21 protein-coding genes are annotated in these 19,228 nt (G+C 61.2%); 10 read left to right on the forward strand and 11 right to left on the reverse strand.

Annotated elements, in window-relative coordinates:
* Position 1: 1 nt before the first annotated feature.
* The 3 genes from AC1DX3_RS11355 to AC1DX3_RS11365 are packed head-to-tail and all read left to right on the forward strand — an operon-like array spanning position 2 to position 5,408.
* On the forward strand, positions 2 to 1,336 hold the full coding sequence (locus AC1DX3_RS11355; RefSeq protein WP_476989391.1) for a TolC family protein: 1,335 nt from the start codon (positions 2 to 4) through the stop codon (positions 1,334 to 1,336).
* Positions 1,333 to 2,349: an efflux RND transporter periplasmic adaptor subunit gene (locus tag AC1DX3_RS11360; RefSeq protein WP_476989392.1), complete on the forward strand. Its 1,017-nt coding sequence runs from the start codon at positions 1,333 to 1,335 to the stop codon at positions 2,347 to 2,349. The genes AC1DX3_RS11355 and AC1DX3_RS11360 overlap by 4 nt, the downstream gene beginning before the upstream one ends.
* Positions 2,346 to 5,408: an efflux RND transporter permease subunit gene (locus tag AC1DX3_RS11365; RefSeq protein WP_476989393.1), complete on the forward strand. Its 3,063-nt coding sequence runs from the start codon at positions 2,346 to 2,348 to the stop codon at positions 5,406 to 5,408. Before AC1DX3_RS11360 ends, AC1DX3_RS11365 begins: the two co-directional genes overlap by 4 nt.
* Positions 5,409 to 5,410: 2 nt before the next feature.
* Here AC1DX3_RS11365 and AC1DX3_RS11370 read toward each other — a convergent pair whose 3' ends face one another.
* The 4 genes from AC1DX3_RS11370 to AC1DX3_RS11385 all read right to left on the reverse strand — a co-directional run bounded on the left by AC1DX3_RS11370 (position 5,411) and on the right by AC1DX3_RS11385 (position 9,238).
* On the reverse strand, positions 5,411 to 7,240 hold the full coding sequence (locus tag AC1DX3_RS11370) for an aminopeptidase P family protein (RefSeq protein WP_476989394.1): 1,830 nt from the start codon (positions 7,238 to 7,240) through the stop codon (positions 5,411 to 5,413).
* Positions 7,241 to 7,291: 51 nt separating this feature from the next.
* Positions 7,292 to 7,783, reverse strand: coding sequence for a hypothetical protein (locus AC1DX3_RS11375; protein WP_476989395.1), 492 nt, complete (start codon positions 7,781 to 7,783; stop codon positions 7,292 to 7,294).
* Between the two features lie 107 nt (positions 7,784 to 7,890).
* Positions 7,891 to 8,298, reverse strand: a complete 408-nt coding sequence (locus tag AC1DX3_RS11380) for a hypothetical protein (protein WP_476989396.1) — start codon at positions 8,296 to 8,298, stop codon at positions 7,891 to 7,893.
* A gap of 73 nt (positions 8,299 to 8,371) precedes the next feature.
* The gene (locus tag AC1DX3_RS11385) at positions 8,372 to 9,238 is read right to left on the reverse strand and encodes a 50S ribosomal protein L11 methyltransferase (RefSeq protein ID WP_476989397.1); all 867 of its coding nucleotides are present in this window, start codon (positions 9,236 to 9,238) and stop codon (positions 8,372 to 8,374) included.
* 96 nt (positions 9,239 to 9,334) lie between these two features.
* On the opposite strand from AC1DX3_RS11385, the gene AC1DX3_RS11390 reads away from it, so the two are divergent.
* Positions 9,335 to 10,096, forward strand: a complete 762-nt coding sequence (locus AC1DX3_RS11390; protein WP_476989398.1) for a hypothetical protein — start codon at positions 9,335 to 9,337, stop codon at positions 10,094 to 10,096.
* Positions 10,097 to 10,150: 54 nt separating this feature from the next.
* Here the strand turns inward: AC1DX3_RS11390 and AC1DX3_RS11395 are convergent, their stop codons facing one another.
* Complete coding sequence (locus tag AC1DX3_RS11395; protein WP_476989399.1) at positions 10,151 to 10,579, reverse strand: MAPEG family protein; 429 nt, start codon at positions 10,577 to 10,579, stop codon at positions 10,151 to 10,153.
* Between the two features lie 353 nt (positions 10,580 to 10,932).
* On the opposite strand from AC1DX3_RS11395, the gene fumC reads away from it, so the two are divergent.
* Genes fumC through AC1DX3_RS11410 form a run of 3 tightly spaced genes read left to right on the forward strand, consistent with a single transcriptional unit; the run spans position 10,933 to position 13,491 of the window.
* On the forward strand, positions 10,933 to 12,324 hold the full coding sequence (gene fumC / locus AC1DX3_RS11400) for a class II fumarate hydratase (RefSeq protein WP_476989508.1): 1,392 nt from the start codon (positions 10,933 to 10,935) through the stop codon (positions 12,322 to 12,324).
* A 25-nt stretch (positions 12,325 to 12,349) separates the two neighbouring features.
* Positions 12,350 to 12,835 (forward strand): DUF6438 domain-containing protein, encoded by a 486-nt coding sequence (locus tag AC1DX3_RS11405; protein WP_476989400.1) that lies wholly within the window; start codon positions 12,350 to 12,352, stop codon positions 12,833 to 12,835.
* Positions 12,836 to 12,882: 47 nt separating this feature from the next.
* Positions 12,883 to 13,491, forward strand: coding sequence for a phytanoyl-CoA dioxygenase family protein (locus AC1DX3_RS11410; RefSeq protein WP_476989401.1), 609 nt, complete (start codon positions 12,883 to 12,885; stop codon positions 13,489 to 13,491).
* A 65-nt stretch (positions 13,492 to 13,556) separates the two neighbouring features.
* On the opposite strand, the gene AC1DX3_RS11415 is transcribed toward AC1DX3_RS11410, so the two are convergent.
* The 6 genes from AC1DX3_RS11415 to AC1DX3_RS11440 form a co-directional block, all read right to left on the reverse strand.
* Entirely contained in the window at positions 13,557 to 13,697 is a 141-nt protein-coding gene (locus AC1DX3_RS11415; RefSeq protein ID WP_476989402.1) for a hypothetical protein, read from the reverse strand.
* A gap of 25 nt (positions 13,698 to 13,722) precedes the next feature.
* Positions 13,723 to 13,860: a hypothetical protein gene (locus AC1DX3_RS11420; protein ID WP_476989403.1), complete on the reverse strand. Its 138-nt coding sequence runs from the start codon at positions 13,858 to 13,860 to the stop codon at positions 13,723 to 13,725.
* Positions 13,861 to 14,100: 240 nt separating this feature from the next.
* A complete protein-coding gene (locus tag AC1DX3_RS11425; protein ID WP_476989404.1) occupies positions 14,101 to 14,244 on the reverse strand; it encodes a hypothetical protein in 144 nt (47 codons plus the stop codon).
* A gap of 633 nt (positions 14,245 to 14,877) precedes the next feature.
* Positions 14,878 to 15,945: a GIN domain-containing protein gene (locus AC1DX3_RS11430; RefSeq protein ID WP_476989405.1), complete on the reverse strand. Its 1,068-nt coding sequence runs from the start codon at positions 15,943 to 15,945 to the stop codon at positions 14,878 to 14,880.
* Positions 15,946 to 16,126: 181 nt separating this feature from the next.
* On the reverse strand, positions 16,127 to 17,149 hold the full coding sequence (locus AC1DX3_RS11435; RefSeq protein WP_476989406.1) for an alpha/beta hydrolase: 1,023 nt from the start codon (positions 17,147 to 17,149) through the stop codon (positions 16,127 to 16,129).
* A gap of 117 nt (positions 17,150 to 17,266) precedes the next feature.
* Positions 17,267 to 17,665 carry a YccF domain-containing protein gene (locus tag AC1DX3_RS11440; RefSeq protein ID WP_476989407.1) on the reverse strand — a complete coding sequence of 133 codons (399 nt, stop codon included), beginning with the start codon at positions 17,663 to 17,665 and terminating at the stop codon, positions 17,267 to 17,269.
* Between the two features lie 405 nt (positions 17,666 to 18,070).
* Here AC1DX3_RS11440 and AC1DX3_RS11445 point away from each other — a divergent pair, with 405 nt between their 5' ends.
* From AC1DX3_RS11445 to AC1DX3_RS11455, 3 genes are all read left to right on the forward strand, one after another.
* The gene (locus tag AC1DX3_RS11445) at positions 18,071 to 18,268 is read left to right on the forward strand and encodes a DUF4169 family protein (protein ID WP_476989408.1); all 198 of its coding nucleotides are present in this window, start codon (positions 18,071 to 18,073) and stop codon (positions 18,266 to 18,268) included.
* Positions 18,269 to 18,428: 160 nt separating this feature from the next.
* Positions 18,429 to 18,668 carry a ribbon-helix-helix domain-containing protein gene (locus AC1DX3_RS11450; protein WP_476989409.1) on the forward strand — a complete coding sequence of 80 codons (240 nt, stop codon included), beginning with the start codon at positions 18,429 to 18,431 and terminating at the stop codon, positions 18,666 to 18,668.
* A gap of 122 nt (positions 18,669 to 18,790) precedes the next feature.
* A complete protein-coding gene (locus AC1DX3_RS11455; RefSeq protein ID WP_476989410.1) occupies positions 18,791 to 19,213 on the forward strand; it encodes a hypothetical protein in 423 nt (140 codons plus the stop codon).
* Positions 19,214 to 19,228 lie beyond the last annotated feature (15 nt).

Here is a 19,228-nt window from a genome sequence, read left to right on the forward strand (position 1 = left end):
GATGAACGGTACGGCGGCGCGCATTTTTCCTGTATTGATCGTCGTGCTGGCCCTCGGCGGCTGCGCGACCTATGCGCCTCAGCCGCTGGGCAGTGCGCCATCTGCGGTCACGCCGGCGGAATTGCAGGCTGGAGCGGCGCGGCCGTGGCTGACGCCAGCCACCATCGACCTGTCGCAACCGCTCGACGGCAACGCCATCGCCACCATCGCCGTCATCGTTAATCCCGATCTGAAAGCGTTGCGCCAACGCGCCAAGGTCGCCGATGCCCAGGCCTTTGCCGCCGGCCTGCTGCCCGATCCGACCTTCAGCATCGAGCGCGATTCCTTGCTGTCCGGACCGGACACCCTGGCCAATCTGGCCGCCGGTCTGGGGCTTGATCTCTATGCGTTGCGCACCCGCGGCACCGCCCGCGTCAAGGCCCAGTCCGAAGCGCGCCAGGTGCGGCTGGATCTCGCCTGGTCGGAATGGCAGACAGCTGGCCAGGCGCGCCTGCAGGCCGTGCGCATCCCGGCCCTGCAAAAGCAGCTTATGATCGACGCCGCCAGCCGCGACGCCCAGGGCGACCTGCTTGCCCGGACCCAGCGCGCCGCCGGCCGCGGCGACATTGCCGGCGATCAGCTCCAGACGGCGCGCGCCGGGGCGTCGGACGCCAGCGACAAGTACAACACGACACAACGCAACCTGGTGGCGGCGCGGCTGGAACTCAACCGGCTTTTGGGCCTGCCGCCGGAAACAATCCTCACCCTGGCCGACACAGCCTTGCCCGAGGTGGCGCCGCCGGCCGCGCAGTTGGTCGATCTGGCGCTCACCCGCCGCAGCGACCTGGCCGCCCTGCGCGAAGGTTATGTGGCCTCCGAGGCCGCCAACCGTCAGGCGGTCATGGATCAGTTTCCGGCGCTCAACCTGACGATCAACGGCAATCGCGATACGTCGGACAATGTCACCCTGGGGCCGGCGATCGATTTTACCTTGCCGCTGTGGAATCGTAATCAAGGCGGCATGGCCGTCGAACGCGCCACGCGCGATGCGCTGAAAAGCGAATATGATGCCCGCCTGTTCCAGACGCGCGCGGAGATCACCGCGGCCGTCGATGACATCGCGGTGGTGCGTGCACAACGCGACCGCCTGCTGGCCGACCTGCCGGCGGTCCAGGCCTTTGCCGACGCCACAGCCAGGGCCGCGGCACGCGGCGACCTGTCACCGGCCACGGCCGAAGCCGCCGCCCAGACCCTGCGCGACAAACAGGCTCAGATCGGCCAGGCCGAGCAGGATATTGCCGAACTCACCATCTGCCTGGAGTTGCTGACAGGCACGCCACAAGGACTTTGGCTATGAGATTGCTGCCCATTTGCGCCCTGGCGACGCTGATCCTGCTTGGCGCCTGTTCGAAGCCGGCGGAGGAGGCCGAAGCCGATCCCGTTGCCCTTGTTACCGTGGCCACTGCGGAAAATGGCGGCGTCGACCAGACCGTGTCGGTCTATGGCGTGACCGACAGCGGCGCCGGCGGAACGGTCACCCTGTCCGCGCCGACTGAGGCTGTGGTCGGTACGATTGAGGCGCCCGTCGGCACGGCGGTGGCGCCCGGCCAGGTGGTCGTCCGTCTGCTGCCCAGTTCGGCCACCAAGCAGGATACGGTCAAGGCGTCGACGGATGCCGCCACCGCCGATGCCGCCTATGCCCGTGCCCAGCGCTTGCGCGGCGACAATCTGGTCAGCGACGCCGATGTCGAAACCGCCGCCGCCGCGGCCCGCGCCGCCGATGCCGGTATTGCCGCCGCAAAACAGCGCGCCGACGCCCTGACCCTGAAGGCGCCGCAGGCCGGCTATATCGTCGCCGTGACGCAAAATCCCGGCGATGTCGTCGCCGGCGGGACCGGTATCGCCACCCTGTCCTCGACCGGGAATCTGCGCGCCCGTTTCGGCGTCGACCCAAGCCTGACAGGTGTTATCAAGCCGGCCACCCTGATCCATGTCACCGCCAATGGAACGACCTTCGACGCCCACGTTATCTCGGTCAGCCCGGTCGTCGATCCGACCACGCGACTGGCGCCAGTCATTGTCGCTCTGCCGGCCGGCACCGGTTTGGGCAGCGGCGTCGCCCTGCGCGGCGATCTGAACGTCGCCTCCACATCGGACGCCCTGACCGTGCCCTATGCCGCCCTGTTGGATGACGGCGGGCAACCCTATGTCTTTGTCGTCAAGGCCGACATTGCCCATCGCGTCGACGTCGAAACGGGCGCGCAGAGTGGCGACCGCATCGCCATCACCAAGGGCCTTGGCGCCGGCGATCAGGTCGTCGTCCAGGGCGGTACGGCGCTCGACGACGGCATGAAGGTGCGCCTGAAATGAAGACCCGCCTACAACGCCTGGCGCCAGCCATCTGGTTCGCGGTCGTCCTGTTGGCAATCGGCGGCATCATCGCCGCGCTCAATCTGCCGGTCGGACTGTTCCCGCATATCGACTATCCGCGCGTCACCGTCGCCATCGATGCCGGCGACCGCGATGCCGACCAGATGGCGGCCGAAATCACCCGCCCGGTCGAGATCGCTTTGCGCGCCGTGCCCAATGTCACGCGCATCCGTTCGACCACCAGCCGCGGCTCAGCCGAAGTCGCGCTCAGCTTCGGTTGGGGCGAGGACATGGTGTCGGCCAAGCTGGCGACCCAGGCGGCCCTGGCCACCTTAGTGTCCGAACTGCCCGCCGGCACGACCTTCGAGGTCAACCGGTCCGACCCGACGGTCTTTCCCGTGCTCGGTATCGCCCTGACCTCGAAAACGCTCGACCAAGAAGCCCTGCGCCAGATTGCCGAGCTAAAGGTGCGGCCCGCCCTGACCGGTGTTCCGGAAGTCGCCGGGGTCGAGGTGCTGGGCGGAGCAGCACGCGAGATCGAGGTCGATATCGACCCGGCCAAGCTGCAAGCCTTGGGGATCGGCATCACCGATGTTACGGCGGCCTTGGGCAAGGCCAATCAAGTGACGGGGCTCGGGCGCATAGAAGATCGCCACCGCCTTTATCTGGTGCTCGCCGAAAACCGCCTGGGTTCGGCCGCCGATCTCGCCAACGCGCCGATCAAGAGCGGCATGGACGCCGCCGGCATCGTGACCCTGGGCCAGGTCGCCTCGATCCATCCGGGTGCGGAACCCAACCATACCCGCATCACCTCCAACGGCATGGACGCCGTCCTGATCAATATCCACCAGTCGCCGACCGGCGACACGGTCAAGATCGTCAAGGCGGTCGACGAGCGCTTGAAACAGGCTGGCCTGCCGCCCAGCGTCGTCGTCACGCCCTTCTACGATCAGTCGGAACTGGTGACGGGCGCCGCGGCTTCGGTGCGTGATGCGATCCTGCTGGGGGCGCTGCTGGCAGGGGTTGTGCTATTCCTCTTCCTGCGCTCGGCGCGATTGATGATCATCACTGGCCTGATGCTGCCGGCGGTCTTGGCCGCCACCTGCCTGGCCCTGTTCGCCCTACATATGTCGTTCAATATGATGACCCTGGGCGGCATGGCAGCTGCCGTCGGTCTCGTGGTCGACGATGCCGTGGTCATGCTGGAGCACATGATGCGCCGCATGCAGGAAGGGACCGGGAAAGACCGCAAGGGCCTGCTGGCCGCAGCCGCAGAAATGGGCCGGCCGTTACTGGGTTCGACCGCCGCCACCATCATCGTCTTCTTGCCGCTGGCCTTTATCAGCGGCGTCACCGGTGGCTTCTTCAAGGCCCTGGCCGTCACCATGGTTGCGGCGCTGGTCGTGTCGCTGCTCTATGCCCGTTTCGTCATCCCGTTACTGGCGGCGAACTGGCTGCGTGACAAGGACGCCCATGCCGCGGAAAGGGCTAATGGTTTCATGGGCGGACTGGTGCGCGTCTATAATCGCGCCGTCGGGCCGGTGTTCAAACGCCCGGCCTGGTTCAGCGCCGGCTTGGTTCTCATCTGTATCGTCCTGGGCGCACTGGCCTGGACCCACGTGCCGTCGGGCTTTATGCCGAAGATGGACGAGGGCGGTTTCATCCTCGACTATACCGCCCAACCCGGCGCGGCGCTCAGCGACACCGATCGCCTGCTGCGCCAGGTGGAGACCATCATCACCGCCACGCCCGAGGTCGCCAGCTATTCCCGCCGCACCGGCGCACAACTGGGCGGCGGCCTGACCGAGGCCGACGAAGGCGACTATTTCATCCGCCTGAAGTCGGGCTCGCGGCGCAATATCGAAGACGTGATGGCCGAGATCCGCCAGAAGGTCGCAGCCCAGGTGCCGGGTCTAGACATCGAGACGGCGCAGTTGATGGAGGACCTAATCGGCGATTTGACCGCTGTGCCGCAACCGATCGAGGTCAAGCTGTTCGGTTATGATCCGGCGGAGCTTAGCGCCTCGGCCGTCAAGGTCGGCGACGCTATCGGCAAGATTCAGGGCGTCGTCGAGGTGGTCGACGGCCAGCGCGTCGCTGGCGACACCATCCGCATCCAGGTCGATCCCGGCCTGGCCGCCCAGCAGGGACTGGATCCGGAGGCTGTATCGTCGCAACTGGAAAGCCTGATCGGCGGCACCCAGGCGACCCAGATGCGGCTTGGCGAACAGCTGATCGCCGTGCGCGTGCGCGGCCCGCAGGAATTGCGCCTGCGCGCCGATATGTTGACTAACCTGCCGCTGACGGCGCCCGATGGCCACGCCTTGCGCGTCGGCCAGATTGCCACCGTGTCGATCGTCGCCGGCCAGACCCAGTTGACGCGCGAAGACCTTGCGCCCTTCGTCGCCGTCACCGCCCGTCTGGAAGGCCGCGATCTCGGCTCCGGCATGCAGGCGGTCCGCGCGGCAGTGGCAGCGTTGCATCTGCCGGCTTCGGTGCGCGTCGATTATGGCGGACTCTATGCCGAACAGCAAAAGAGTTTCGCCGATCTTGCCATGGTGTTCACCGCCGCCTTGCTACTCAGCGCCTTGCTGTTGACGGTCCTGTTCGAGCGCATCAGCTGGACGATCGCCACCCTGGTGACGGTCCTGTCGTCGGTCGTCGCCGTCTTATGCGGGCTATGGGTGACGGGGATCGAACTCGATATCTCGGCCTTGATGGGGCTCACCATGGTGGTCGGCATGGTAACGGAACTGGCCATCTTCTATCTGGCCGAAATCGAGCCTGACGCTCCGATCACGGCGGCTACCTTGCAGGAGGCCGGTCAGAAGCGACTACGGCCGATCCTGATGTCGGCTCTGATCGCTATCCTGACCCTGTGTCCCCTGGCCGTCGGTTTGAGTCGTGGTGCCGGTCTTCAGCAGCCCTTAGCGACGGCCATCATCTTCGGTCTGATCGCGGCGGTGCCGTTGCTGCTGCTGTTCCTGCCGGCGACGATTTTGGTATTGTCGTCGCGGACAACGCATGCTTCAGACCAGGAGACGTCCCAAACAAGGTGAGGTCACAACGGCTTGCAGACCTCGACCAGCCACGATTTGACCTCGGCCGGTACCAGCGGTGACAGCAGCTCGACACATTTGGCGTGATAGGCGTCCATATAGGCGCGCTCCTGCGGCGACAGCATGGCGACCTCGATCAGTTGGCGATCGATCGGCGCCCAGGTCAAATTCTCGAAACCGTGCATGGCGCGTTCGCCGCCTTCGGGGATGACCGCCTCCGTGACATATTGCAGGTTCTCAATACGGATGCCGAAGTCGTTTTCTTTGTAAAAGCCTGGCTCGTTCGACACGATCATGCCCGTTTGCAGGGCGTAGCGATTGAGCGCCTTGGCGATGCGCTGCGGGCCTTCGTGGACGCCGAGATAGACGCCGACGCCGTGACCGGTGCCGTGGTCGTAATCGAAGCCCTCGGCCCACAGGAATTGCCGCGCCAGGATATCGAGGTGGGTGCCGGTGGTGCCGGCGGGGAATTTCACTGTCGCCAGGGCGATGTGACCCTTGAGCACCAGGGTGAACATGCGGCGGTGTTCGGCGGTCGGTTTGCCGATCGCCATGGTCCGCGTCACATCGGTCGTACCGTCCTTATATTGCCCACCTGAGTCGACCAACAGCAGGTTGCCCTTGGCGATACGCAGGTCGCTGGCGACATTGACTTTGTAATGGGGCAGGGCGCCGTGCGGTCCGAAGCCGGAAATCGTGTCGAAGCTCAGATCCTTCAGGCCGGCATTGGCGGCGCGCAGGGATTCGAGTTTCTGCGCCACTTCGATCTCGGTCGGCAGGGTATTCTGCGCTTCTGTGGCGACCCAATGAAGGAATTGCGTCAGGATGGCGCCATCGCGGATATGGGCGGCTTTCGTGCCGGCGATTTCCACCGGGTTCTTGCACGCCTTGGGCAGCAGGCAGGGATCATCTGCCATGAATGGTTTGGCGCCGGCCTCCCGCAGGCTCTCCAGCCAGTAGGCCGACGACGAGCTGGCATCGATCATGACGCTCTTGCCGGCCAGACCCGCCAGGCTGTCGAGCACCTCGTCGGGTTTGCGCACGCTGACCGTATTACCGAGCCATTCCAGGAGGCCGTCGCTGACCTTGGCCGGATCGATAAACAGTTCCGCCGAGCCGTCGTCGCGGACCACGGCCTGACCGAGCGGCAGGGGCGAGCGGATGACATCACCGCCGCGGATATTGAACAGCCAGGCGAGCGAGGACGGTGCGGTGATCAGAGCGGCGGAGAGGCCGTTGGCCTTCATATTGCGGGCGATCTGGGCGCGCTTGTCGCCCGACGCCACACCGGCATAGTCCAGAGGCTGGGGCACGATCGACGCGCAGGGTTGGGCCGGACGGGCACGGCCCCAGGCGACATCGAGCGGATTGGGCGACAGGGATTGCAGTGTGATACCGGCCGATTGCGCGGCGCTGCTGAGGCGGCCCAGGCTGTCCGGGCTGATCAGCCGGGCGTCGTAACCGATGACCAGGCCCGGAGCGGCGGCCAGGATTTCGTCAGCCAGGGATGTGCCGTGAAAATCCTTGACCTCGAACACCGACGGATCGGTCTGTTCGCGCGATTGCAAGGTATAGCGTCCGTCGGCATAGAGGATGGCACGGTCCATGAAGATGATGGCGGCGCCGGCCGAGCCGGTAAAGCCGGAGACCCAGGCCAGGCGTTCATTGGCGTCGGGCAGGTATTCGTTCTGATGCTCGTCCTCGTGCGGTACGATAAAGCCGTCGAGGCCGAGCACCTTCATCTGGGCCCGCACAGCCGCCACATTCGTCACGCCCTGGGACGGCTGGGTGGTGACGTCGAAGTGCTGGAAGGGTGCGGAATCAGCAGTCATGGCGGGCCTCACAGGTCGGTGGTGCCCGAACTTATAGACCCCGGTCGGTGGCTATTCCAACTGAATCTTGTCGACATAGACCGGCTTGAAAGCGTCCGCCTGGCCCTGGAGCCAGATACCGTCGATCGTCTTGTTGTCGCCGCCGACGTCCTTCAGCGGTACCTGGACTACGGCCCAGGTTTTGGCCTTGGCCTGGATGACATAGGTGGAGTCGATCGGCTTGCCGTCGGCCAGGATTTTGATCGCCAGCGACTGTCCGCCGTCGACGCCGCCATTGATATAAAAGGTCAGTTTAGTATAGCCGGCCGTCGAAAACGCGGCGTGATGAAACGCCAGGGCCTGCCAGGGATCGCCTTGGAAGCGGATAGGCTTGACGCCGCCGGCATCGACCTGAAGTTCGACCTTGGCCCAGCTCCAGTTCTGCCAATCGTTCTGCATGCCGTCGTCATAGACGACGAATGGCGTCGGCGGCGTCTGGGCAAGGGCCGCCAGCGGAGACAAGGCCAGCAGGCAAGCCGCTGTAAAGGCAGGAAAAAGACGCATGATAAACTCCCAACATTTTTATGGTTGGGCAAATTATGCGCAATTATCATACCATTGCAAGATGTTGTCATCAATTGCAACGGACCTGTGGGCGCCGTGCCACGGTATCAGCGGCCGTCCTCACCATGAAAGCTGTAGCCGGCTTCGCGGAGCGCAGCATATTCGTAACGCCGGTTCCATTCGTAGAGACCGCCATGCCGGCCGATTTCGTGGGTGTATAGGAGATAGGCTTCGGTAAAGGCCGGATTGCCGACGCGCGAAATATGGAAGTAGACGCTGTGCCGTTCCATGCCGATCTTGCCGCGCAGGTGAATATTGTGGCAGCGCCCCTCGTTGATATAGCTGCTCAGGCGGCCATAGAGGCAGCTGGAGCCGGCGCGGGCGCGGCCGACATATTTCGGGATGAAAAAATCGCCGCGCTTAAAACCGAGTTCGTAAACACCGTAGTGCCCGAACAGCTCGTCATAATAGTCCGCGACATTGATCAGGCGTCGCGGTTGGGTCCAGTTGGCCATGGGCGGCCCTCCATTGCTGGGGCGAGACTATGACAATCGTCGCGCCGGCTCAAGGGTCCTCAACAAGGCGTGATCACACGCGCTGCATGACCAGGGTGCACCAGGCGTCGCGATGAATGCGGCGGACAACGCGGAAGCCGTGACTGAGATAGGCGGCCTTGACGAAGCGTTCCTGGGTGCGCAACAGGCCCGACAGGATGACCAGGCCTTGGTGCTTCAAGGCGCCGCGGATCGACATGGACAGCCCCACCAGCGGCCGCGCCAGGATGTTGGCGAAAACCAGGTCGTAGGGCGCATCGCCGCGCACCAGACGATGGTTGAGGCCGTTGGCATAGATGAAGCGCGCCCTCGACTTGTTGAGCTTAGCGTTTTCGTTGGAAATGCGCACCGAGATCGGGTCGATATCGGTGCCGACGGCGACCGCCGTACCGGTCTTCGAAGCGGCGATGGCCAGCACGCCGGTGCCGGCGCCGACATCGAGCACGTGATCGAAGCCGCGCTTTTTCAGCAGGTCGTTATAGGCGATCAAACAGCCGACCGTCGTTCCGTGGTGACCGGTGCCGAAGGCCGCGCCGGCTTCGATGCGCAAATTGACCGCGTTCGGAGGTTTCTTGCCGCGATCGTGAATGCCGTACACGAAGAATCGTCCGGCGCGCACCGGCGGCAGGCCCGACAGCGCCATGGCCAGCCAGTCGGCGTCGGCCAGTTGTTCAGCCGTGACGTTCAAGGCCGGAAAATCGCTCAGAACCTGTTGAATTCGCTGATCTTCATCTTCCATGGTCGGGAAGGCGTCGATGCGCCAGACATCGTGGTCCTCGTCCTCTTCCAGGATGGAATAGGTCGTGCCTTCGAGCATTTCGTCGTTGTCGATCGCTTCGGCGGCGGTCTCGGCGACCTTGCGCGGGCCACGGGCTATGATTTGTTGCGGATTATAGGTCATGCTGCTTTGCGGTATGATTGATTAAGGCGACGAAGTCGGTTAGCTTTACGTTTTCACGGTGCGAGTCGTGGCGACTTAGGCCTTTAGGGACAGAAGATGGCGAGAGCTACCACAAAATCAAATTCAGGCGACACGAAATCTGGAGCTGGCGACATCCCGGCCGATGCCGGCGTCAAAAAGACTCTGGCACGCAAGGCCGCGCCCGCCAAAACCGGCGTCGAAGCGCCCAAGGCGGCGCCCAAGAGCACAGCCAAGGCGCCTGCCGCTAAGTCGGCGCCGAAAGCCGCTGCTGCTGCCCCGAAAGCTGCCGCCGCTAAAGTGGCCGCGCCAGTAAAGGCCGCTGCCAAAAAGGCCGAGACCCTGGTCAATGACGTCAAGCCGGCTGTCCTGGAAACCGCCAAGGCGGCCAAGAAGGCGCCGGCCAAGGCTGCTGTCGCTGTGAAAGCGGCGCCTGCCAAGGCCGCTGCCGCCGTCAAGGCAGCTCCGACGAAAGCAAAAGCCGCCGCCAAACCGGCCGTCAAGAAGGCCGCCGCCAAGGTCGAGGCCGTGCTCGAAAGCGCCTCGGTCGCGTTCAACGACGCCAAGGACAAGGCCGTCGATACCATCGCCGATATGAAGGCTGCCGCCGAACCTGCGCTCAAGGAAGCCGGAGAACGCGCCGAAGCCGCCATGGAAGTGGCCAAGGAAAAACTCGACGAGGCCGTTGCCGCCGCCAAGCCGGTCATGGAAGACCTAGGCAAGAAGGCCGACGACTTCTCCAGCGACGTCGCTGACAAGGCGCACGAATTCACCGGAAGGGCGCAGCAAGCCACCAAGAAGAAGCCCGGCTTCTGGGCGCGTCTGTTCGGCGCGAAGTAAGCCGATCGCTTTGATGCGATTAAAGAGCCCGCTGGCCAGTCCGGCGGGCTTTTCTTATGTCTTCACTGCGATATGCCAGAAGGTCAGGATCCACATCGCCATCAGGCTGAAGGCCGCCAGGGAAAACATCGATAGTCTGAGCAATACCGCGTTAGAGGTCAGATGCACCAGGCTGTGCAGGGCGCGGAAGACGACAAAGCCCCAGGCCAGCCACAGCTCTTCGGTTCGCAGGCTGTCGGTCATGTAGAGGATGCTGCATACGACATAGAACAGCACCGGCAATTCGAGCAAATTCATGTAGTTGCGGTTATACAGCCGCGTTGCTTCCGGCACCTTATCGGACTCGCCCATCTTGAAATCGTTGGGCGCCACGCGGCCAGCGCGGGCATCGCCGACGCGAAACATCGGCACCAGAGACAGCACGGCAAAGGTCAGTGCCGCCATGGCCAGCATAGGCCAAAGAATAAGATAATGATCGATCATGCCCGTCCCCGATATTTTTGTGCCCAGTATTTGTGCCTGGTAGTAGTGCCCAGTGCTTCCCCATTCCCGGGCTCATTGGCCGGCCCGGCTTTCCGTATAGGCGATGCTAACACGCAAAATACGCTTTTTCAGCATAAATCCATTGCGCTTTGGCCCCCGTGATCCTATCGAAAGCGGCATCTCAGCGTCATCTGGAGTAAAGCGACATGGGCCTGTTCGACTGGCTGTCGGGATCGAAAAAGAAGCGGTCGCCCCTTGCTACCTTCTCCCAGGGTGCCGCCTTTCCTGAAACAACAAGCCCCGCCGCCGATACCCGCGAACCGACGCCGCCGCACCCTACGGAGCCCAAGATCATGACGACCTTCCGCACAGAAACCGACACCTTTGGCCCGATCGAAGTCGACAATGCCAAATATTGGGGCGCCCAGGCGCAGCGCAGTTTAGGCAACTTCAAGATCGGCTGGGAAAAGCAGCCCCTGCCGATCGTGCGCGCTCTGGGTATCGTCAAACGCGCCGCCGCCGAAACCAATATGGCGCTGGGTAAGCTCGATCCCGCCATCGGCAATGCCATCATCGCCGCCGCCAACGAAGTCATGGAAGGCAAGCTTGACGAGCACTTCCCGCTGGTTGTCTGGCAAACCGGTTCCGGCACCCAATCCAACATGAACGCCAACGAAGTCATTTCCAACCGCGCCATCGAAATGCTGGGCGGCGTGATGGGCAGTAAGAAGCCCGTCCACCCCAATGACCACGTCAACATGTCACAATCGTCGAACGACACCTATCCAACCGCCATGCATGTCGCCTGCGCCGAGGAGATCGTCCATCGCCTGCTGCCGGCCCTGCAGGTCCTGCGCAACGCCCTGAACGACAAGGCCGAAGCCTGGAAAGACATCATCAAGATCGGACGCACCCATACCCAGGACGCAACGCCCCTGACCTTGGGCCAGGAATTCGGCGGTTACACCCAGCAACTGACCAACGGCATCGAGCGCATCCAGCAGACCCTGCCCAAGCTGATGCAATTGGCCCAGGGCGGCACCGCTGTTGGCACCGGCCTTAACGCGCCGATCGGTTTCGCCGAGGGTGTGGCCGCCAAGATCGCCTCGATCACTGGCATGGGCTTCACCACGGCGCCGAACAAGTTCGAAGCCCTGGCGGCCCATGACGCCATGGTCTTCAGCCACGGCGCCATCAATACGGTGGCGGCTTCATTGTTCAAGATCGCCAACGACATCCGCCTCTTGGGCTCCGGCCCGCGCTCGGGCCTGGGCGAACTGGCCCTGCCGGAAAACGAGCCGGGTTCGTCGATCATGCCGGGAAAGGTCAACCCGACCCAGTGCGAAGCCATGACCCAGGTCTGCATCCAGGTCTTCGGAAACAATGCCGCCCTGACCTTTGCCGGATCGCAAGGCCATTTCGAGCTTAACGTCTATAACCCGGTCATGGCCTACAATTTCCTGCAAAGCGTGCGCCTGATCGCCGACGCCGCGGTCTCCTTTACCGACAATTGCGTCGTCGGTATCGAACCGCGCCTCGACAATATCAAGCGCGGCGTGGAAAACTCGCTGATGCTGGTGACGGCGCTGAACGGCCGCCTGGGCTACGATATCTGTGCCAAGATCGCCAAGACCGCCCACAAGAACGGCACTACCCTGCGCGAAGAAGCCGTGGGCGGCGGGTATCTTACCAATGAAGAGTTCGACCAGTTCGTCCGCCCGGAAAACATGGTCCATCCGGGATGATAATATTCGCAGAGAGGCAAGGGTGATGAAAAATTTTGCGCTGACTCCGGGACTTTTTGCTCTCGTCGCCTGTGCCCACACGCCGGCGCCACTTCCCGATGTCAACGCCGGACATCCTGCTGAAACGGCCGTTATTACGCTTGATCGCGGTGGCGATATCTTCGGCCATGCACCCAGCTACCGGATTGAAATCCATGGCGACGGTACCGCCATATTCGACGGTCATGGTGAGACGGCTACCCTTGGAACGAAACAGTACTCGATCGCGCCGGCCGATGTCGCCGGCCTCATGGAGTTCATGAAAGCCCGTAGATTCTGGTCCTTGAACGACAAATATCAAGCGAATTGGACGGATCAAATCTGGAAACAGGTTTGTGTCATAGAGGGTACGGCGAAAAAATGTGTTGAGGATTATGCTGGCGAAGTAGTGGGTATGCCCCATACGGTTCACGAGATTGAAGAAGAGATCGATCGGGTGGCTCAGACGACGCCGCTGATCAAAGGCTCATGAGTGGCATAGCATTTGCGGCAAATGGGGCTACGCATTTCCCCTCGGTTATGACGGCAGAAGACGGAGCGTGCCTGTGCGAATATCTGCAGCCCTTTGTATCTGGGAGACCGGGCAAGCGACTGACGACCGGCGTCCAACCGTTTCTCGAACCCCTAAATCGGCTTTCATGTTCGCTATTGGGGCAGGCCGCCGTGCCCGTGCGCGCCGTTATCTTCGACAAGACGTCTGAAATCAACTGGACCGTCGCCTGGCATCAGGATCGCACCATTGCCGTCCGGGAGCGCCGTGAGACCGACGGCTTCGGCCCGTGGTCGACCAAGGACGGCATCGTGCATGTCGAACCGCCTGTGGCGATCCTGGAGCGCATGGTGACCTTGCGCCTGCATCTGGATGATTGTGGTGAGGGTAATGCGCCTTTGAAGGTGGCGGTCGGCTCGCACAGGCTGGGTCTTGTGCCGGCGGATCAAGCGGCAAAGGTGGCGAATAGATGTGAAGCTCTGACCTGCCTTGCCCGAGCGGGAGATGTCTGGGCCTATGCGACTCTGATCCTGCATACTTCGGAGCGTTCCCGCATTCAGGGCAGGCGCCGTGTTCTTCAGGTCGACTATGCCGCCTGTGACCTTCCCGGCGGTCTCGCCTGGCGCGGTCTGGCTTAAAATCAGGCAAAAAAACAGGCGCGGGGAGCGCCCGCGCCTCATACTCTTTTCATGGTGGAACCGCCTCAGTTGGCGGTCTGAGCGGCGGGGGCGGTCGTTGGCAAGGTCGTGGCATCGGCCGGGGCCATACCAGCTGTGCACAGGGACACGGCCATAAACAGGGTGAGGATGAACAGGCCGGAGGCGCTGGCGATTTGAGCTTTCATGATGGGATCTCCTTGAATTGAGGGCTTAGCTGTTAACGGTGGTGGTTTGCGCGGCAACCGCCAGTTCCGGGGTGCTGTTGGACGTGTTGACCGTGAGCAGGGACACGATCATGAACAGGGTGACGGCGGCGAGGGCGGAAACGGTGACGATCGGGGTGGACATGTGAAAAGCTCCGTGTGGGTGGTTGTCGATGGACCCTTTATGCGCTTCTCCATGGTGAATTTCAAATTAAGGTCATGTCATGAAGTCGATTTAATAATTGAGCAAAATCAATATATTGTAATGAAATATTGGGTAATGTTTAGTGGTGTCATGACACCGCGGTGCGGGCAAAGAAATAGGCGCGGGGATCATCCCGCGCCTTATTACTGGGTACTGATAGAGGGGACGCCAGATCAGGGCTTAGCCGTTGATCTGGGCTGTTTGGGCGGCGACGGCGACTTGCTCGGAGGCGGGGGTCGCGTTGGCGCCGACATTGACGAGGGCAACGATCATGAACAGGGTGAAGGCAGCCAGGGCGGAAGCGGAAGCAACGGTGGTAGACATGGTGTAAATCTCCTTTATTTGGTTTCGGTAGACACCATATGCGCCTCCCATCGACGGATTTCAAATTAAACTCGTGTCATGAATCAGATGTAATAATTGAATAGATTCAATGAGTTAAAATTACAAAACGGTAACGTTGATGGAAATTGCTGCGACGCAATATGAGTCGTGCGTCCATGGTTGATTGTTGAGAAATTTTACGAATGAGGCGGCAGTTTTTCGGACGAAGTGCATGCGGCAGGCTGTCGCAGGCAAAGAAGGACTCATACCAACGGTCATAAAGCATGACCGCTGGTATCAGCATAAGGCCAGGAAGGCCGCCTCAGACGTCTGGATAAGGGTCGGCAAAGGCACTTGTGACGCCGTAGGCAAGGAGGCATCCACAGATCAGCCAGATAAGTACAGATGGCGCTACGCGCCTGAGGAAAGCCTGCGGTGCCAAAATTTGGCATGAATATCTGTTCTTATCTGGCTGATCTGTGGATGCCTCCTTGCGCTACGCCCACGCCTAGAGATGCGGATGTTGGAGCTCGGCGCCGCAACTGCCGTAGATGGCCGGCAAGGCCCTTAAACGGAAATCGCCCATCCTTGGTCAAGGACGGGCGATTTGTGGAAGTAGACTATAGCGTAGGCTTAATGCCCGATATGCATCTCGCCCGAGCCGTTGACCTTGGTCACGACGGCGCCAGTGGCCTTCAGGATGCTGACATCGCCGGAGCCGTTGCTGTCGATCTTGACGGTGCCGGCGATCCCGCCGAAATCGACGTCGCCCGAGCCCGAGCCGGAGAGCGTAAAGGCATTGGCCTGTCCGCGGTCGATATCGACATCGCCGGAGCCGGACAGGTCGAGCGTAACCGGACCGCCGATCTGACCGATATGGACATCGCTGGAACCGTAGTTCGACAGCATCAGCATGCCGTTGATGCTGTTCATCGACAGGTCGCCGGAGCCGTTGAGCTGGACCTTGATATTGCCGACATGGCCGAGGACGACGTCGCCCGAGCCCTGGTTTTGCAATTCGGTATTGGTGCTTTGGTTGGAGACGAAACTGCCCGAGCCGGTCAGCGATACTTTGAGGCTGCGCACGGCATTCAAGTCGATATCGCCCGAGCCCATATTGTCGACGATGGCGTCGCCGGCCGAGGTGACATGGAGATTGCCCGAGCCGCTATTGATGACATTGAGTGGGCCATTGACCGGATCGACCGACCAATCGCCGCCACCATTCATGATCAGGTCGAGGCTCTGGCTGGGATTGATGTGGCCGTAGCTGTCGGAACTATCCTTGACCACGGCATTGTTCGGTACCCGGATATAGACCAGGGGTAGGTCGGCGATACTGACCTTGCCCATGCCGGCGATGAAGACGGTACCGCTTTGCGATTCGCTGGACTGGTCGTTGATATTGATGCGGAAGTTAAACAGCGACGAACTGACCGGTGAATTGAGGTGGCCGTTCAGGATCGTGACATTGCCGCGGTGCGACACCATCAGGGTCGGCACTTTCGCCTTGCCGTAGCGGACGCGGATATCGACGTCGCTGCGGTTTTCGGGGGTGACGACGACCCGCGCAACCATGTCACGCAGCTCGACTTGGGGGCCGTCCGACAAAAGGCGCATCTGGGCTGAGGCGTCTGTCGCCAGGGTGATGGCGAGCGCACTGACGAGGCCCAAGGCGGCTAAGGGAAGGGGATTACGCATAATAGCTCCTACTCATTACCGACAAAATGCGGCATGGCGGCTGCGAAATCAAATTAAAAGGGGTTCATGAACCAGATGTAACCGTGGCGCTGTACGTTTGCCGGCAGCGCCCCGGCTTTTTTTTTAATATATGCCTGCACGATTTGGAGAGTCGTATCCCTGAATAAGTATACGGTGAGACCTACGCGTACAAACCCCGCGCCTTGGCGAAGGCCAGGAATAAGTCGCCCCAGGCATGGGCCGGTTGACCAATGACATGGCGCAGGCCGAAACCATGGCCGCCTTCCGGAAACAGGTGAGTCTCCACCGTCACGCCAGCGGCTTTTAAGGCGGCGCGGAACACGAGGGTGTTTTCGACCGGCACCGTCCCGTCGTCCTCGGCGTGGGTCAGGAAGCAGGGCGGCGTAGCCTTGGTCACCATCTTGTCCGGCGAATAGGTCGCCAACTGCTCCGGCGTCGGGGTGAGGCCCAGCAGTGCGTCGCGCGAGCCCATATGGGCGATTGTCGGGTCGGTCGAGATGACCGGATAGATCGGCGCCGCCAGGAAGGGACGGGCGCTCAAACTGTCGGCGTCGTCGACGGCGTCATAAACCTTGGCGTCATACCGGGTCGCCAGGCTGGCCGTCAGGTGCCCGCCGGCGCTGAAGCCCAGTACGCCGACCCGCTCAGGGTCGATGCCGTATTTCGCCGCCTGCGAACGAACCAGGCGCATGGCGCGTTGGGCGTCGCTGACGGGGGCGTCGGCGGCCTTCGCCCAACCCTCCTTCGGCAGGCGATAGAACAGTACGAAAGCGCTGATGCCCTGAGCATTGAGGAAGCCGGCAATCTCATAGCCTTCGTGGTCGAACCAGTTGTCGACATAGCCGCCCCCCGGGATGACGATCATGGCGGAGCCATTGGGATTGGCGGCCGGGAAGACGCTGAGACGCGGCCGGCTGATGCCGTTGACGTGGCGGACATGAACCTGGGGATCGGTACTGGTCTCGATGACCACTTCCTTAAGGTCCGGATTGAGTAGGCCGGGCGCCACGCCGGGCCACAGGTCGATAGTCGTGGCGGGCGCCGGCCAGCCCTGGATCTTCAGTTGCTTGTCCGCCGGCACCATGGCTTCCGGCGGCGGGGTCTGGGCAGCGACATGACCGGCCAGGCTGCCGGCCATAATGCCGCCGGCCCCAATCAATATGTCGCGTCTGCCGATCGTCATAGTGTGTCTCCGGGTGTTGCCTTTAGCTCAGTCGCCGCTTGGCTCGCGCAAACGTGCGCAGTGCGCAATTGCGCTTGCCAAAGGCAGGCGTTTGGAATGCAACTATTCCCCGAAAAACTACGGCTTGTCGACAACCATCTTGCCGATCGGCGCCAGGGCCAGTTGCGCCAGTTGGATGTCCTTGTAGGCGAAGGGGATGCCGATAATGGTGACGGCTTCGAAAATGGCCGCCAGGACGTGGCTGAGTGCAATATACCAGCCGGCGAATAGGAACCAGATGACATTGAGGATGAAGCCCATGCAGCCCGTGCCCATGTCGCCTTCACCTGTATATCCCTCGCGGTCGACGATCTGTTTGCCGAACGGCCAGAAGACGAAACCGGCGATGCGCCAGGCGGCAAAGGCCCACGGCAGGCCGACGATCGTGCAGGCCAGGACCGCACCCCCGAAAAGCCACAGGCAGCCCGAAACGAAACCGCCGAAGATGAACCACAGGATGTTGAGCAGAAGAGTCATGAAGGACGGCTTTCAAGCAATGAACGATCCCGCCATTATAGGGTCAGATGCTCCGTGTTCATGTTAAATTTGATTTATTTCGCGGCGGCGACGGCCGCCACTCCTGGCATCCCCCTCAGGCGATCAAGCGTTATCGCGCCGGGGTAAGCCGTTCCCGTAAGGTACTATGGACATGGGGGCATAACAGGCATATACTTATATGTAACTGCGGGTCGTCTAATTGCATGGTTTTTTTGCTTTTGCGAAATCGTCCGACAATAGTCGACCGGCGGTAAATGCAATGCTCTTTACTTGTATTTGTGATCACAGTGCTGAGCAATCAGTAACGCCCGTTATCTGGAAACAGGCTCGACTATGAGAGCGTTTACAAGGATATCGTAGCGTAAAGTTCGGGGAAGCGTGTCCATGGCCGATATTATCAATCTCAACAAGGCGCGAAAAGCCAAAACAAAACAACGCAAAAATTTACAGGCGGTGGAAAATCGGGTCGTTTATGGTATCTCAACCAAGACGCGCGGGCTCGAAAAGCAGAGGCGTATGCGGGAAGTCGAAAAAGTCGATGGTCATCTGTTAAAATCCGAAGACCTCAATAAAAAGAGTTGACGGAAAACAATAAAAGACCACAGATTAAGTTGCACCGTGATGTTAAGGTCAAATAATACCAGTGGTTGTCATGAGTACACTTACCTCGGTTGCGTATAAGAAAAAATCTAAACCATCGTACACTGCGGCGACTCCCCTTCATGAAACCGGAGGAAAATAAATGCCTGGCCTGAAAAAAAGATCTGTTAACCTTGCCGGACACGCTACGTCCGTCGCGCTCGAACCCGAGTTCTGGGCGGTCCTGGAAGTGATGTCCAAGGACCGTCGAATCAGTCTCGCGGCCCTGATCGCGGAACTCGATTCCAAGCGTGGTGAAAGCCTGCTGGCGTCCTTTTGCCGTCTGTCGTCGCTTGCCTATGTGCAAGGCAAGGCGTCGGGGACAAAACGCAAGAAGGATTGATTAGCGCCTGATCTCACAACCTATGGTGCCGATTTATTTTAATTCGGAGATCATGGAAGGATGCGGCGGCGTCAATTCCTGCTCTATTGTCCAAAGCCCAAACGGGCTGGGGAGGGAAGTCTGTGCGTCGCCTGTGTGCCTTAACGGCTGTGATGTTGGAGCTGTGCCTGATCGGTTGCAAGCCCTTGGTTACGTCGTCGGAAGCGGCGGCCAATTATCCTGCAACCGGACAATGGCTCGACAAGCTGACGCTTGAGATCGACCACGGCCAACGAGTCGGGGAGGTGGTAAACTTGTCTCCTGCTCTTTTGCCTGCCGGCATGAGCGCGAGCGAAACCGACGCGGAATTGCGTCGTAACGGCTATCTTCCGGCCGCAGCTGCAACGGAGCGCAATCAGCACGCTGACACCCGCGGCGCCACGCCTTACAGCCGCGTGGTCAGCAAATTTCCTTGCAACTACACCTATATCATCTGGGTGGCTTTCGACGGACAGGGCGGGCTTATCCGTGCCCAGGGTACGCGACAACAGGATGCCTGCGTCTGAGCATTTTCATGCGAT

The sequence above is a fragment of the Asticcacaulis sp. P2_B1 genome (assembly GCF_056404915.1).

What these genes read in the sequence shown, in the direction of transcription:
- AC1DX3_RS11430 (WP_476989405.1), bottom strand. Translation starts at nt 15,945, where the DNA reads ATGCGTAATCCCCTTCCCTTAGCCGCCTTGGGCCTCGTCAGTGCGCTC.
- AC1DX3_RS11375 (WP_476989395.1), bottom strand. Translation starts at nt 7,783, where the DNA reads ATGCGTCTTTTTCCTGCCTTTACAGCGGCTTGCCTGCTGGCCTTGTCT.
- AC1DX3_RS11445 (WP_476989408.1), top strand. Translation starts at nt 18,071, where the DNA reads ATGGCCGATATTATCAATCTCAACAAGGCGCGAAAAGCCAAAACAAAA.
- AC1DX3_RS11385 (WP_476989397.1), bottom strand. Translation starts at nt 9,238, where the DNA reads ATGACCTATAATCCGCAACAAATCATAGCCCGTGGCCCGCGCAAGGTC.
- AC1DX3_RS11425 (WP_476989404.1), bottom strand. Translation starts at nt 14,244, where the DNA reads ATGTCTACCACCGTTGCTTCCGCTTCCGCCCTGGCTGCCTTCACCCTG.
- AC1DX3_RS11395 (WP_476989399.1), bottom strand. Translation starts at nt 10,579, where the DNA reads ATGATCGATCATTATCTTATTCTTTGGCCTATGCTGGCCATGGCGGCA.
- AC1DX3_RS11420 (WP_476989403.1), bottom strand. Translation starts at nt 13,860, where the DNA reads ATGTCCACCCCGATCGTCACCGTTTCCGCCCTCGCCGCCGTCACCCTG.
- AC1DX3_RS11435 (WP_476989406.1), bottom strand. Translation starts at nt 17,149, where the DNA reads ATGACGATCGGCAGACGCGACATATTGATTGGGGCCGGCGGCATTATG.
- AC1DX3_RS11365 (WP_476989393.1), top strand. Translation starts at nt 2,346, where the DNA reads ATGAAGACCCGCCTACAACGCCTGGCGCCAGCCATCTGGTTCGCGGTC.
- AC1DX3_RS11410 (WP_476989401.1), top strand. Translation starts at nt 12,883, where the DNA reads ATGACGGCAGAAGACGGAGCGTGCCTGTGCGAATATCTGCAGCCCTTT.
- AC1DX3_RS11355 (WP_476989391.1), top strand. Translation starts at nt 2, where the DNA reads ATGAACGGTACGGCGGCGCGCATTTTTCCTGTATTGATCGTCGTGCTG.
- fumC (WP_476989508.1), top strand. Translation starts at nt 10,933, where the DNA reads ATGACGACCTTCCGCACAGAAACCGACACCTTTGGCCCGATCGAAGTC.
- AC1DX3_RS11405 (WP_476989400.1), top strand. Translation starts at nt 12,350, where the DNA reads ATGAAAAATTTTGCGCTGACTCCGGGACTTTTTGCTCTCGTCGCCTGT.
- AC1DX3_RS11360 (WP_476989392.1), top strand. Translation starts at nt 1,333, where the DNA reads ATGAGATTGCTGCCCATTTGCGCCCTGGCGACGCTGATCCTGCTTGGC.
- AC1DX3_RS11390 (WP_476989398.1), top strand. Translation starts at nt 9,335, where the DNA reads ATGGCGAGAGCTACCACAAAATCAAATTCAGGCGACACGAAATCTGGA.
- AC1DX3_RS11380 (WP_476989396.1), bottom strand. Translation starts at nt 8,298, where the DNA reads ATGGCCAACTGGACCCAACCGCGACGCCTGATCAATGTCGCGGACTAT.
- AC1DX3_RS11440 (WP_476989407.1), bottom strand. Translation starts at nt 17,665, where the DNA reads ATGACTCTTCTGCTCAACATCCTGTGGTTCATCTTCGGCGGTTTCGTT.
- AC1DX3_RS11370 (WP_476989394.1), bottom strand. Translation starts at nt 7,240, where the DNA reads ATGACTGCTGATTCCGCACCCTTCCAGCACTTCGACGTCACCACCCAG.
- AC1DX3_RS11450 (WP_476989409.1), top strand. Translation starts at nt 18,429, where the DNA reads ATGCCTGGCCTGAAAAAAAGATCTGTTAACCTTGCCGGACACGCTACG.
- AC1DX3_RS11415 (WP_476989402.1), bottom strand. Translation starts at nt 13,697, where the DNA reads ATGAAAGCTCAAATCGCCAGCGCCTCCGGCCTGTTCATCCTCACCCTG.